This is a genomic window from Oceanobacillus alkalisoli, from assembly GCF_022213125.1.
Taxonomy (GTDB): Bacteria; Bacillota; Bacilli; order Bacillales; family Amphibacillaceae; genus Oceanobacillus; species Oceanobacillus alkalisoli.
Window position 1 is genome coordinate 1 of the sequence record NZ_JAKNRA010000010.1, and the last position, 13,480, is coordinate 13,480.

The 13,480-nt window shown below is 42.2% G+C and carries 11 protein-coding genes and 1 pseudogene; 10 read left to right on the forward strand and 2 right to left on the reverse strand.

The annotated features are described in order from the left end of the window. Positions 1 to 254 precede the first annotated feature (254 nt). The gene (locus L3V42_RS12370) at positions 255 to 602 is read right to left on the reverse strand and encodes a HesB/YadR/YfhF family protein (protein WP_235761275.1); all 348 of its coding nucleotides are present in this window, start codon (positions 600 to 602) and stop codon (positions 255 to 257) included. A gap of 107 nt (positions 603 to 709) precedes the next feature. On the opposite strand from L3V42_RS12370, the gene L3V42_RS12375 reads away from it, so the two are divergent. The 6 genes from L3V42_RS12375 to L3V42_RS12400 all read left to right on the forward strand — a co-directional run bounded on the left by L3V42_RS12375 (position 710) and on the right by L3V42_RS12400 (position 6,486). Beyond that, a complete protein-coding gene (locus L3V42_RS12375) occupies positions 710 to 1,183 on the forward strand; it encodes a hypothetical protein (RefSeq protein WP_235761276.1) in 474 nt (157 codons plus the stop codon). Positions 1,184 to 1,888: 705 nt separating this feature from the next. Next, complete coding sequence (locus tag L3V42_RS12380; protein WP_238472102.1) at positions 1,889 to 4,240, forward strand: FdhF/YdeP family oxidoreductase; 2,352 nt, start codon at positions 1,889 to 1,891, stop codon at positions 4,238 to 4,240. A gap of 14 nt (positions 4,241 to 4,254) precedes the next feature. Next, entirely contained in the window at positions 4,255 to 5,070 is an 816-nt protein-coding gene (gene fdhD / locus L3V42_RS12385) for a formate dehydrogenase accessory sulfurtransferase FdhD (RefSeq protein ID WP_238472103.1), read from the forward strand. 46 nt (positions 5,071 to 5,116) lie between these two features. Further along, entirely contained in the window at positions 5,117 to 5,350 is a 234-nt protein-coding gene (gene moaD, locus L3V42_RS12390; protein WP_235761279.1) for a molybdopterin converting factor subunit 1, read from the forward strand. Positions 5,351 to 5,355: 5 nt separating this feature from the next. Beyond that, complete coding sequence (mobA, locus tag L3V42_RS12395; protein WP_238472104.1) at positions 5,356 to 5,943, forward strand: molybdenum cofactor guanylyltransferase; 588 nt, start codon at positions 5,356 to 5,358, stop codon at positions 5,941 to 5,943. Positions 5,944 to 5,952: 9 nt separating this feature from the next. Continuing rightward, complete coding sequence (locus L3V42_RS12400; protein ID WP_238472105.1) at positions 5,953 to 6,486, forward strand: MogA/MoaB family molybdenum cofactor biosynthesis protein; 534 nt, start codon at positions 5,953 to 5,955, stop codon at positions 6,484 to 6,486. Here L3V42_RS12400 and moaC read toward each other — a convergent pair. Next, on the reverse strand, positions 6,483 to 6,971 hold the full coding sequence (gene moaC, locus L3V42_RS12405) for a cyclic pyranopterin monophosphate synthase MoaC (RefSeq protein ID WP_235761282.1): 489 nt from the start codon (positions 6,969 to 6,971) through the stop codon (positions 6,483 to 6,485). The two genes, L3V42_RS12400 and moaC, sit on opposite strands and share 4 nt — an antisense overlap. Positions 6,972 to 7,301: 330 nt before the next feature. On the opposite strand from moaC, the pseudogene L3V42_RS18655 reads away from it, so the two are divergent. From L3V42_RS18655 to L3V42_RS12420, 4 genes and pseudogenes are all read left to right on the forward strand, one after another. Next, a pseudogene (locus L3V42_RS18655) lies at positions 7,302 to 7,457 on the forward strand (molybdopterin-dependent oxidoreductase); the annotation flags it as partial. A 122-nt stretch (positions 7,458 to 7,579) separates the two neighbouring features. After that, positions 7,580 to 9,562 carry an excinuclease ABC subunit UvrB gene (uvrB, locus tag L3V42_RS12410; protein WP_238472106.1) on the forward strand — a complete coding sequence of 661 codons (1,983 nt, stop codon included), beginning with the start codon at positions 7,580 to 7,582 and terminating at the stop codon, positions 9,560 to 9,562. 8 nt (positions 9,563 to 9,570) lie between these two features. Next, positions 9,571 to 12,453, forward strand: a complete 2,883-nt coding sequence (gene uvrA / locus L3V42_RS12415) for an excinuclease ABC subunit UvrA (RefSeq protein ID WP_238472107.1) — start codon at positions 9,571 to 9,573, stop codon at positions 12,451 to 12,453. Between the two features lie 671 nt (positions 12,454 to 13,124). Continuing rightward, the gene (locus L3V42_RS12420; RefSeq protein ID WP_235761285.1) at positions 13,125 to 13,478 is read left to right on the forward strand and encodes a YojF family protein; all 354 of its coding nucleotides are present in this window, start codon (positions 13,125 to 13,127) and stop codon (positions 13,476 to 13,478) included. Positions 13,479 to 13,480 lie beyond the last annotated feature (2 nt).

Genomic DNA, 13,480 nt, shown 5'->3' on the forward strand with positions numbered 1-13,480 from the left:
ACTAAATCGTGAATCGCAAAGGCAATATCATTTTCTTGTAGTTTCATTTCTAAATTTAGCGGCAAAACAACTTGATTCATGTTATAATGTTTAAACATAAGGACACCTCTTTTGTGATGAATTATTGCTGTGGTAACTTTAATTTTATCAAAAGGTGTCCTTTTTGTTGAGTAAAATAAGAGTAAATAGAAAATCGCTTCACGCTTTTTGCGCGAAGCGATTTTCTATTTACTGGGGTTTTGTCCCAGCCTCTTTTATTTAACAAAATGGTAGGTTACTTCATCAAGTTGTTCATTATATTCCACATGGAAGTTATACCCTCTAAAGAACCATTCGTCACTTTTTTCTATAAAATACGTAATCCCGTCCACTGATTCGGTAACTAATGGATCATTTGGTTGATCAATATTAATTGCAACGGAGAAATTATCATGTACTTCAGTTTTTCCATAAACTTTACCGAAAAAACGGACCCCGTCACCTTTTTCTAACCCCATTTCTTCGATGTACCACTGATGCGCTTTATCTGATACTTGTATTTTCATGATGTATGTACAGAGATATCTCTGTATCCTCCTCTCAAAGGTATGACTTCTCTTCATTTTATCATATTCCTAATTCTTAAGAAAAGATAACGAATCTTCACCAGAAAGCTCGTTAAGATGGTAGGATAATACATAGAAAAAAACAGATAGGAAGGTTGTTTCGAATGAGTATCTGGCTATACATAAATATATTACTATTTATCACGGTTCTGTTTTCATTAGCTGATCAATACGCGCATCTTCCCATTCATATCATGTTTGGACTTGCAGGTTTATTTTTGATTTTATTCAATTGGACAAGGCATGCATTTTTTTCGACCATCCGGAATACACCTGATCGCAAGAAGAAAATTAAACTTGCAACAATCTCGAAGCGAATTTATCCATTCCATCGCTGGGTAGGCACGACGGCCCTTCTTCTCATTATCCTTCATGCGGCCATCATTATTCACCGGTTTGGTTTCTTATGGATGAATATGAAAATGTGGAGCGGAGTGGGAGCGATCATCACTCTCATCTGCATGGTTCTCTCCGGATGGTTTCGATTGTATTTCCCAAGTGTAAAGAAACGCCGGATGCATATAATCTTTGGCTTTTTATTATTTTTCTTTGTAGCGCTCCACACTGTTCTTTTTTAAAAAGCAGCAGAATTTCACGTGGTTGAATGCGTTTACATATACGTCTTATTGTTGTAAAATATAGAAAACTCATAAATTAAATTATAGCCCAGCTTTCTGCTGGAAAAACCAGTTAATAAACCACTGATCACTTTCATACAGCGTCAGTGTGCCTAACTCGGAAACTTTGTACTGGAGATCCGCAGTCCATACACCTCTTGCACCTGCTGAGCGGCCGGCAAGCCTCCTCGCTCTGAGCACTAAGGGGTCTCGCCAGGTCTATCCTTCCGCAGGAGTCTCGATGTGTCTGGACTGCTGCCAGGAAAACCTAATTTAGAACGCTATTTATTATTCCAAAGATATAATTTTATCGTGACATGGTACTATTCCAACCAGTTCAGTTGCCCGGGGGACGGTAACTCCTGCGGGAACAGCACGGGCCTGGAGACGCCTTAGTGCTCAGCCCAAGGAGGCTCTAGCCGTGCCTAAGGATGCGCATCCGTCCACCGGGCAACTGAACGGTGATTAAAGAGCATTTCAAGAGAATGAGCAAATTACTTACGCTGTATGAAAGTGACAACGGCTAACGGGTTATTTGAAACGTAATAACTCTTTCGTATGGGGTCTATAACATCAAGATTTGCAGAATGATACATCTAGCTGTTTGAGACGGCCAAAGTTAAAGTTATGTAACAATCGATTTATCATTGATGAGGAGGGGTTTAGTTGGGAAAAACGAAACATACTGGTCCGGTGAAGTTATCGAAGCGACCGGATCCGAGTCTGTGGGTAAGTAAGATGCCTTTTGGACTTGGAAAAGTAAAACCGCACCATATTCGCGATACAATGAGGGTGGTTTGGGAAAACAAAGATAATCTGCCTTACGCTACACGGATTCTTACACAAGGTGTCTGTGATGGCTGTGCTCTCGGTGTTTCCGGCTTGCAGGACCAGACATTAAAAGGGCCGCATGTATGCACTACCCGTCTCAATGTACTTCGTTTAAACACGATGCCCGCAATAAAAAAGGAAATATTGCACTCCGATATAGAGGAATTAAAGAAGCTTTCAAGCACCGAACTGAGGAAGTTGGGTCGGATTCCGTACCCGCTCATTCGGGAACCAGGAGACAATCGTTTCAGAAGATTAACCTGGGATGAGGCGCTTGAACGGATTGCGCAAAAAATGCGGTCGCTTGATCCGAAGCGATATGGTTTCTATACGACTTCACGGGGAATTACAAATGAAGTGTATTATACGCTAGCGAAAGTTTCCCGTTTTCTCGGTACAAATAATATTGATAATGCATCTCGGATCTGCCACTCGCCTTCCAAAACAGCCCTTACGAGATCAGTTGGTGTCGGAGCATCTACATGTAATTACAAGGATTGGATTGGCACAGATGTCCTCTTATTCTGGGGATCGGTTGCAGCAAATAACCAGCCGGTCTCAACGAAATATATGTATGCTGCAAAGCGAAAAGGGACAAAAATCATTATTATCAATCCTTACTATGAACCTGCAATGGATGAATATTGGGTGCCGTCGATTCCAGAATCTGCTTTATTCGGAACGAAAATTGCGGATGACGTGTATCAAGTGAATATTGGTGGTGATATTGCGTTTATGCATGGGATTATGAAACACTGGTTTGAAATGGAAGAAAAGAACCCTGGATCCGCGCTTGATCATGCATTTATTGCAGAACATGTTAACGGGTTGGAAGTGCTTAAAGAAAAGGTAATCGCCTATGATTGGGAGGCGTTGGAAACATCTTCTGGTATTACGAGGGAAAGAATGCTGGAATTAGCACAATTGCTTGCCAAATCCAAATCCGCTGTTTTCGTTTGGTCGATGGGACTGACTCAGCACCGCTTTGGAACGGATAATGTATCTCAAGTTGCAAATCTTGCTTTATTGCGTGGCTTTTTAGGACGGGAATATTGTGGATTAATGCCAATTCGCGGCCATTCTGGTGTACAGGGATCCGGCGAAATGGGAGCAGATCCATTTGTTTTGCCCGGTGGTGGAATGGATAGGGACAACCGAGAACGCGTAGAGGAAATTTGGGGCTTTTCGATTCCGAAGTGGCAAGGAGATATTGTTGGAGTTTCCTTGGAAAATGCTTTACTTCCGGAGAACCATGAACGTCATCTTTCCCTCTATTATTTATCAGGCGGCAATTTCCTTGAAACGATGCCGAATCCGGAGTTTGTGGAACGCTGTTTAGCAAATATCGATCTCCGGGTGCATCAGGACATCATCTTCAACACATCTACTTTGGTCGATGCGAAAGAAGCGGTGATTGTCCTTCCTGCCATGACGAGATATGAGCAAGAAGGGGGAGGAACTTCGACGTCGACGGAGCGGATGGTTTATTTTTCACCAGAGATAAAGGGACCGCGGATTGAAGAAGCAAGATGTGAGTGGGAGGTTTATGTGGATTTAGCGAAACGTGTTAAGCCCGAAGAAAGTGATTTAATCAACTTTATTTCCGCTGCGGAAATACGAAAAGAAATCGCTGAGGCAGCACCGAACTATGATGGCATTCAGCATCTTAAAAATCGAGGTGATTTATTCCAGTGGGGAGGGGCCTGGCTCTGTGAAGACGGGATATGCCCGACTCCGGACGGAAGGGGAAATTTAATTGCGGTTGAGATTCCGGAACACCGGAAACCGGAAGAACATTTTCATGTTACGACGAGAAGAGGAAAGCAATTTAATTCGATGATTTATGATGATATGGATCCGTTTAATGCTGCAGACCGAGATGATGTTTTAATGAATGAAATGGATGCGGAAGAAGTTGGGATTGCGGAAGGTGATCCAGTTGTTGTTTATAATCAATATGGGATGTATAAAGGGGAAGCAAAGTTCGTAAATATTAAAGCAGGAAACATCGAACTTCACTGGCCAGAAGGTAATGTTGTCATCCCGCAAGGCGTATATGAAGAATTCGCCGGTATACCTGAATATACGACCCTGGTCATTGTTGAGAAAGCAGACAGTTTTTATGCGCATAAAGATATGAAATATAGAGAGAAGCGTATCGAGGAATTGGAATTAGAACCAAGTTAAGGAGGGGGATCCTGATGAGCATAGCAGGTGAGGTCGGCTGGAAGACGATTAAGATAAAGGGAACCCATCAGGAAAGTGTTTCGGAAGTGATAGCTACAGAATTTCCCTTAACTTTAATGCTCGATGGTTATGAATTTGCAACAATTGTTTGCTCCCCGGGAGAGCTGGAAGATCTCGTTGTCGGATTTCTTGCTTCGGAAGGAGTTATCCGCACCGTAGCAGAAATAAAAGATATCCAAGTTGATCTGTATACTGGCTTTGCTCACATTGCACTCCACAAGTCGGTACAACCAGATCAATTTGATCATTCCAGCCGTCTGATTGGATCTTGTTGCGGGAAAAGCCGTCAGTTTTATTTTAAAAATGATGCTCGGGTAGCGAAGACAATAACGAGCAGGCTGGAAGTGACGGTTCACCAATGTATGCAGTTGATGAAGAAATTGATGGATAGTTCTCCTGAATTTAAACGTACAGGAGGAGTTCATAATGCTTCTCTTGCAACATCGACTGAAGTTTTGCTCACTAGGAGTGATATCGGGAGACATAATGCACTCGATAAGATATTTGGTGCGATGCTCCGTGATAAAATTTCTGCAAAGGAAAAACTTGTCGTCTTCAGCGGAAGAATCTCATCAGAAGTGTTATTGAAAACTTCTAAGATGGGAATTGGAATCATCCTATCTAAATCTGCTGTTACGGATCTTGCGGTGAAGCTTGCTGATGAACTAGGAATAACCGTCATTGGATTTGTGAGGGATGACCGGATGAATATTTATACTCGTCCTGACCGTGTGCACGGAATACACCCCCATTTGCAGACTGATTTATGATGTGCTACTATTTTTGTGATAACTGTAAAGGCGAGGAGGGTGCTGGTTGATTAAAGTATTACTATTTGCTGAGTTACAGGAAACGGCAGGAAAAACGAGCCTGAATATTCCGTTAGAAAATGTCAATGTCGAACAGTTGAAAGAAAGACTTCAAACAGATTATCCACAGTTGAACTTAAGTGGCGTTATGACAGCAATTAACGAAGAGTATGCAAAAGAAGAAGACGCGATTATGTCAGGTGATACCGTTGCATTTATTCCTCCGGTCAGCGGTGGTTAAGTAGTATGATGCCAGAAAACGTTGTTGGAGTGATTCTCGCGGGTGGGAGGTCACGTAGATTTGGCACCCCCAAATCGTTTGCAGAGAAAGATAATAAACCATTTTTCCGGTGGTCGCTTGATGCAATCGCACCAGTTGTTGATGACATCATTCTGATTACAAATCAAGATCTGAAAGGTAAGTTTCCAACTGATTTGAAAGTGGAAATTGTTACCGATATGGAAACGTTTGCCGGAAAAGGCCCTCTTGCTGGAATATATACGGCAATGCTCGAGAAAAAAGCTTGTTGGTATGTGATTATACCAACTGATGTCCCCTTCATGAAAGCAGAAGTTTTCAAACGGCTACTTGCAGAAAGAAAGAAAGTGCAAGCAGTGATTCCAGTAGTGAATGAAAGACTGCAACCATTGATTGGACTTTATCATCACACACTTAAACAAGAAATCGAAACCTTGTTGGAAACGGATCGGTTGCATATGCGCGCACTGCTAGATAAAGCAAATGTAAAATTTGTACCGTTTACGGAGGAAAAACCTTTTATTAACATTAACCGGCTAGAGGACTTTGACAGCCATATTCGGTATAGGGATTGAGGGATTAGGATGCATGAAGAACATAAAGCATTTGCACCAAAATTAATAAATTGTGCGGTATTAACAGTAAGTGATACACGAAATAAACAAAATGATAAAAGCGGTAAACTTATTATTGATTTACTGACGGAAGCGAGTTATGAAGTTACTTGTTATGAAATCGTCCCGGATGATGCCGAAATTATCAAAGCATCGATGAAACTACTAGTGAAAAATCAAAATGTGGATGCGATTATTTTAAACGGTGGTACGGGAATTGCTGCAAGGGATGTGACGATAGAAGCGGTGCAACCTCTATTTACAAAGGAGCTGCCAGGGTTCGGGGAATTATTCCGCATGATCAGTTATGAAGAGGATATCGGAAGTGGCAGTATGCTCTCCCGTGCGACTTGCGGCTCTATCAATCATCGGCTCGTTTTCATCGTTCCTGGCTCAACGGGAGCAGTCCGCTTAGCAATGGAGAAATTAATTTTGCCAGAAATTGCCCATGGGGTTCGCGAACTTAAAAAGGACTTAGACAGAGATTACAAACGGGGATATTAATACTCCCGCTTGTAATCTCCGCTTTTTCCACCACTTTTTTGGAGTAGATAGGTTTCTCCGATGACGATTCCTTTATCGATTGCCTTACACATATCATAGACGGTTAAGGCGGCTGTCGTAACGGCAGTTAATGCTTCCATTTCCACGCCGGTGCTGCCGATTGTTTTTACTTCCGCGATAATAATTAATTCATAGTCCCCTGTCTCCAGTCCATCCCATTCAAATTGAATGGATACACCGCTAATGGCAATTGGGTGACACATTGGAATCAAGTTGGATGTTTGCTTCGTCCCCATAATACCAGCAACTTCCGCAACTCCAAGTACATCCCCTTTTTTATTCTTCTGTTCGACGATATTTTTATAGATGTCTTGAGACATCTTCACACTAGACCGTGCTGTAGCTGTCCGGTTAGTAGCTTTTTTTTCCGTTATATCGACCATTCTTGCTCGTCCTGCTTCATCAAAATGTGTAAACTCTGTCATAATCATCCCTCCACTGAATGAAGTTTCACTTTACCACGCATTAACGGTCTGTAATACCCCTTCCCCCCAACATGAGGGAAACTCAAAGTGTGAAGGAGGGGGATGAACAGCCCGTAAATCCCTGATTCTGTTCAACTAACATTCAGTGGAGAGAAAAGCCCCCCACTGAATGAAGTTTCACTTTATTACGAGTTTAATGAATTAGATTGATATTGACAATGAATAACGCAATTATTATACAAATAGTAAGAATGGTGTGATGTTTATCACATCTTTTTTGTCGTTTTTCTATAGGATTTAGGACAAAGTAAATATTTAAATGCTCAAGGCGAGGCACGACGCGGGAAAGTCGATCTTTTAGTCTGTGTTGATTTTCGGATGACAAGTTCTGGATTATTCTCAGATATCGTCCGTCCAGCAGCAACGTGGTATGAGAAACATGACTTGAGCAGTCCCTCGATAGAAGTTCATATAGCTCTATATAACATGTGTTTTTATATTTTCTTCACTGATTATTTAAATATCAAACGAATAGATGTTCGTTTTTCTTTAATTATTTAATCCATTTGTGGTAAAATAGGTAGTAGATATTTAGGGAGGCTGAACTCGTGGAAAATAAGTTTGAACTCGTATCGAATTACGAACCGGCTGGTGATCAGCCACAGGCAATCGACGAACTTGTGCAAAAGGTTTTGGCAGGTCAAAGACACCAGACATTACTTGGTGCAACAGGGACAGGGAAAACATTTACCGTCTCGAACGTGGTAAAGGAAATTAACCGCCCGACACTCGTTATTGCTCATAATAAAACCTTAGCAGGTCAACTATATAGTGAGTTTAAAGAGTTTTTCCCAAATAACGCGGTAGAATATTTTGTCAGCTATTATGACTACTACCAGCCAGAAGCGTATGTACCATCAACAGACACTTTCATTGAAAAAGATGCAAGTGTGAACGATGAAATAGATAAATTACGGCACTCTGCAACCTCGGCTTTATTTGAGCGCGAGGATGTACTTATTGTCGCAAGTGTATCCTGTATCTATGGTCTCGGTAGCCCGGAAGAATACGGGAGCCAAGTCCTTTCCTTACGAATGGGGATGGAGAAGGACCGTGACCAATTATTACGGGATTTAGTAGATATACAATATGCAAGAAATGATATTGAATTCCAGCGTGGTACGTTCCGCGTTCGTGGTGATTCAGTAGAAATCATTCCAGCCTCTCGTGAGGAACACTGTATCCGAATTGAATTTTTTGGTGATGAGATTGACCGGATTCGCGAAGTAGACGCCCTAACTGGGGAAATTATCGGTGACAGGGAACACGTGGCAATTTTCCCGGCATCCCACTTCGTTACCAGGGAAGATATTATGAAAAAAGCAATTCAAAACATTGAAAAAGAGCTGGAAGAACGCTTGAAAGTGTTACGTTCGGAAAATAAACTACTGGAAGCACAGCGGATTGAACAGCGGACGAATTATGATCTCGAGATGATGCGAGAGATGGGCTTTTGCTCAGGGATCGAGAACTATTCCCGCCATCTTACACTAAGAGAGGCTGGAGCGACTCCGTATACATTGATTGATTATTTCCCGGAAGACTTTTTAGTCGTTATCGATGAGTCCCATGTTACATTACCGCAAATTCGGGGGATGTATAATGGAGACCAGGCGAGAAAACAAGTGTTAGTCGACCATGGTTTCCGGCTTCCATCCGCACTCGATAATCGGCCGCTCCGTTTTGAAGAATTCGAAGAGAAGACGAATCAACTCATTTATGTATCGGCAACACCTGGTCCATATGAACTGGAGCATACACCGGAAATGACGGAACAAATCATCCGACCGACAGGATTACTTGATCCAAAAATTGAAGTACGCCCAATTGAAGGTCAAATTGATGACTTGATTGAGGAAATCAATGAACGGACCGAGCGTAATGAACGAGTCCTGGTCACGACCTTAACGAAGAAAATGTCAGAGGATTTGACCGACTATCTGAAAGAACTTGGCATCAAAGTAGCTTACTTGCATTCAGAGATTAAAACCCTAGAGCGAATTGAAATTATTCGCGATTTACGGGTTGGAAAATATGATGTTTTGATTGGAATCAACCTGCTCCGGGAAGGATTAGATATACCGGAAGTTTCACTTGTCGTTATTTTAGATGCAGATAAAGAAGGCTTCCTGCGTTCCGAGCGTTCCCTTATTCAAACAATTGGCCGTGCCGCCCGTAATGAAAAAGGGGAAGTTATTATGTATGCTGACAAGGTAACCGACTCGATGCAGAAGGCACTAGACGAGACCAATCGTAGACGACAAATACAAATTGCCTATAATGAAGAACATGGAATTACACCAAAAACAATCAAGAAAGATATACGCGATGTCATTAAAGCAACAATAGAAGCAGAAGATGAAGGAGTAAAAGAGAAAAAGATTACAAGTTTTGCCCAAGTTACGAAGAAAAACCGCCCGCAAGTTATCGAGCAACTCGAAAAGGATATGCGGGAGGCAGCAAAAGCGCTTGACTTTGAAAAAGCAGCGGAACTTCGTGATATTGTTTTCGAACTTAAAGCGGAAGGATGAGCATGTACATGCCAGAGAAAAAACAAATCGTCGTCCAAGGAGCAAGAGAGCATAACTTAAAAGGGATAGATGTGACGATACCAAAGAATAAATTGGTCGTTGTCACCGGTCTATCCGGCTCAGGGAAATCCTCTCTTGCCTTTGATACGATCTATGCAGAAGGACAAAGACGTTATGTTGAGTCATTGTCCGCCTATGCCAGAATGTTTCTTGGTCAAACGAATAAACCGGATGTAGACGTGATTGAAGGCTTATCACCGGCAATTTCGATTGACCAGAAAACGACGAGTAACAATCCGAGATCAACCGTTGCGACTGTAACGGAAATTTATGATTATTTACGATTGCTGTATGCGCGAGTAGGACATCCAATTTGTCCGAATCACGGTATAGAAATCACATCACAAACGGTGCAACAGATGGTGGACCGCGTGATGGAATATCCAGAACGGACTCGAATGCAGATTCTTGCTCTTGTTGTTTCCGGGAGAAAGGGTGAGCATGTCAAGGTCTTGGAAAAGCTCCGCCAAGAAGGTTATGTTCGCCTGCGAATTGACGGGGAGATGCGGGAAATTCATGAAGATATTAGTCTTGAGAAGAATAAGAAACATTCGATTGAAGTAGTTATCGACCGCGTTGTTGTTAAACCGGATATTGAAGGCCGTCTTGCAGACTCGATTGAAACGGGGCTTAGATTAGGTGAGGGTCGGATTATCGTGGATGTGATTGGTGAAGAAGAACTTATATTCAGCGAACACCATTCATGCCCGATATGCGGGTTTTCCATCGGAGAAATCGAACCAAGATTGTTTTCCTTTAACAGTCCGTTCGGGGCTTGTCCAACTTGTGATGGCCTTGGGACAAAGCTTGAAGTTGACTTAGATCTTGTAATTCCCGACTGGAACTTGACACTTGAGGAGCATGCGATTTTACCATGGAAGCCCATTAGTTCTCAATATTATCCGCAACTATTAAAGAGTGTCTGTGACCATTACGGCATACCGATGGATATTCCGGTTAAAGATATACCGAAAAAACAGATGGACATCATTTTATATGGAAGCGGAAAAGAGAAAATCCGTTTCTATTTCAAAAATGATTTCGGAAAAGTCCGTGACGTGGAAATTATCTTCGAGGGTGTGATGACGAACATCAATCGCCGTTATCATGAAACATCGTCCGACTTTATAAGAGAGACACTCGAGAAATATATGGCGGTGAACAATTGTAAGACTTGTAAAGGTCACCGGTTGAAGAGAGAAGCTCTCTCTGTTCTGATTGATGGTAAGCATATTAGTAAGATTACCGAGTATTCTGTAGTGGATGCAATTGATTTTATTAAAGATCTGAAGCTATCTGAAAAAGAACAACAGATTGCTAAACTCGTTCTTAAAGAAATCGAGGACCGGCTCAGCTTTTTAAATAACGTTGGGCTCGATTATTTGACACTTGCTCGTTCGGCAGGAACACTATCTGGTGGGGAAGCGCAGCGAATCCGGCTTGCAACCCAGATTGGCTCCGCATTAACAGGTGTTCTTTATGTATTGGATGAGCCTTCCATTGGGCTGCATCAACGGGATAATGATAAGTTAATTGAGTCATTGAAAAAAATGCGTGACCTCGATAATACATTAATCGTGGTGGAGCATGATGAAGATACGATGCTTGCAGCGGACTGGCTTATTGATATTGGGCCAGGGGCTGGTGAACATGGCGGTGAGATTATTGCGAGTGACACCCCGGAAAACGTGATGAAAGATAATGAGTCCTTAACTGGCAGATATTTGGCTGGCAAAGAATTCATTCCATTACCGGCAACAAGACGGGAACCAGATGATCGTTATATAGAAGTAATCGGTGCTGAAGAAAATAACTTGAAAAAGGTAAATGCAAAAATCCCGATTGGATTATTTAATGTAGTGACAGGGGTTTCGGGTTCAGGGAAAAGTACGCTCGTAAACGAAATTATCTATAAAGCTTTATCCACAAAGCTTTACCGTTCCCATTTAAGAAAACCTGGTAAACATAAAGAAATAAAAGGAATCGAACACTTGGATAAAATCATCGAGATCGATCAGTCACCAATCGGCAGAACACCACGTTCCAACCCGGCAACTTATACCGGCGTGTTCGATGATATCCGTGATGTTTTCGCTCAGACGAATGAAGCGAAAATTCGCGGCTATAAAAAAGGCCGCTTCAGTTTTAATGTGAAAGGCGGACGTTGTGAAGCGTGTAAAGGTGACGGGATCATTAAAATCGAAATGCATTTTCTTCCTGACGTTTACGTTCCTTGTGAAGTTTGTCATGGACAGCGATATAACCGGGAAACGCTTGAAGTGAAATATAAAGGGAAAAGTATTGCGGATGTATTGAATATGCGTGTGGAAGAAGCACGCGAATTCTTCAGCGCAATCCCAAAGATTAAGCGTAAAATCGAGACAATTTATGATGTTGGTCTTGGTTACATTAAACTGGGACAACCGGCAACGACTTTATCCGGCGGGGAAGCGCAGCGGGTGAAGCTTGCAAGTGAACTTCATAAACGTTCAAACGGAAAATCTTTGTACATTCTGGATGAACCGACAACAGGCCTTCACACCGATGATATTAAACGGTTATTGACGGTACTTCACCGTCTTGTTGAAAATGGTGATACCGTACTGATCATCGAGCACAATCTCGATGTCATTAAGACTGCCGACCATATTATCGACTTAGGGCCTGAAGGTGGCTCAGGTGGCGGGAAGATTATTGCGACCGGAACACCGGAAGATATTGCTAAGAAATCGGATAAATCATATACAGGAAAATATTTGAAACCAATTCTTGAACGTGACCGGAAGCGGATGGATGAACGAATGAAGGAAAAAGAAACATTAAGCAATTAATCCGTTACAAACACCCCAGACACTTAGCTATCAGCAAATCTGGGGTGTTTTTATATCCAAAAACGTTTCACACTTTCATTCAGCGTAAGTATTTTGCACGTTCTTATGGTTCGCTCTCTAATCGCCGTTCAGTTGCCCGGTGGACGGATGCGCATCCTTAGGCACTGCTAGAGCTCCTCGGGCTCGCGCCCTGTGGGGTCTCCAGGCTCGTGCTGTTCCCGCAGGAGTCACCGTCCACCGGGCAACTGAACTGGTAAGATGGTTATTTTAAATAGAAATTATTCCAGTGCCATGTCACGATAAAATTATATTTTTGGAATAATAAACAGTGATCTAAATTTGTTCTTTCCTGGTAGCAGTTCAGACACCTCGAGACTCCTGCGGGAGGCCAGCTAAAAACGGTCACGTCCTGTGACCAACACCGGCATTAGAACTACCTGTTCGGAGGTAAGCCTGGCGAGACCCCTTAGTGCTTAGCGTGAGGAGGCTTGCCGACCGCTCAGCAGGTGCGAGAGGTGTCTGGACTGCGGGCCTCCAGTAGAAAGTTTCCGAGTTTGGCACACTTACGCTGTATGAAAGCAATGTTAAATGTCATTTATCAGGCCGTAATTTTTGACGGCAACCTTTAGTTTATGTACATTTAAACTAGAGTAATGTAGGAGGAAAATGGAATGGAACCTATTAATGTATCAAAAATTCAAGCATATTTGGATGATCGGATCAATAAGTCAGTTTATATCCACCTTGAAACAACAAACGGTGCTTACGCGAGTCATATAAATGAAAAAGCGTATACGGTTGGAGCTTTCATTCGGAATGCTGAAGTGAAATTTACAAATGCTAAAATCATTGAAAATAATCATGTATACCGAGTCGGCTTGAAGCTGGAAATCGGTTGGATTTACGCGGAAGGCTTAACGGATTGGACGGTAACGGAAGAAAATCAATTATTACTTGCTGGTCATGATCGAGAAGGTAGATTGATGGTGGCACTGCAAATTAGTGAACAGCCATTTTCCAATTAAGC

Coding starts and splice junctions, on each gene's coding strand:
- L3V42_RS12370 (WP_235761275.1), bottom strand. CDS start 602: ATGAAGAGAAGTCATACCTTTGAGAGGAGGATACAGAGATATCTCTGT.
- L3V42_RS12375 (WP_235761276.1), top strand. CDS start 710: ATGAGTATCTGGCTATACATAAATATATTACTATTTATCACGGTTCTG.
- fdhD (WP_238472103.1), top strand. CDS start 4,255: ATGAGCATAGCAGGTGAGGTCGGCTGGAAGACGATTAAGATAAAGGGA.
- mobA (WP_238472104.1), top strand. CDS start 5,356: ATGATGCCAGAAAACGTTGTTGGAGTGATTCTCGCGGGTGGGAGGTCA.
- L3V42_RS12400 (WP_238472105.1), top strand. CDS start 5,953: ATGCATGAAGAACATAAAGCATTTGCACCAAAATTAATAAATTGTGCG.
- moaC (WP_235761282.1), bottom strand. CDS start 6,971: ATGACAGAGTTTACACATTTTGATGAAGCAGGACGAGCAAGAATGGTC.
- uvrA (WP_238472107.1), top strand. CDS start 9,571: ATGCCAGAGAAAAAACAAATCGTCGTCCAAGGAGCAAGAGAGCATAAC.
- L3V42_RS12420 (WP_235761285.1), top strand. CDS start 13,125: ATGGAACCTATTAATGTATCAAAAATTCAAGCATATTTGGATGATCGG.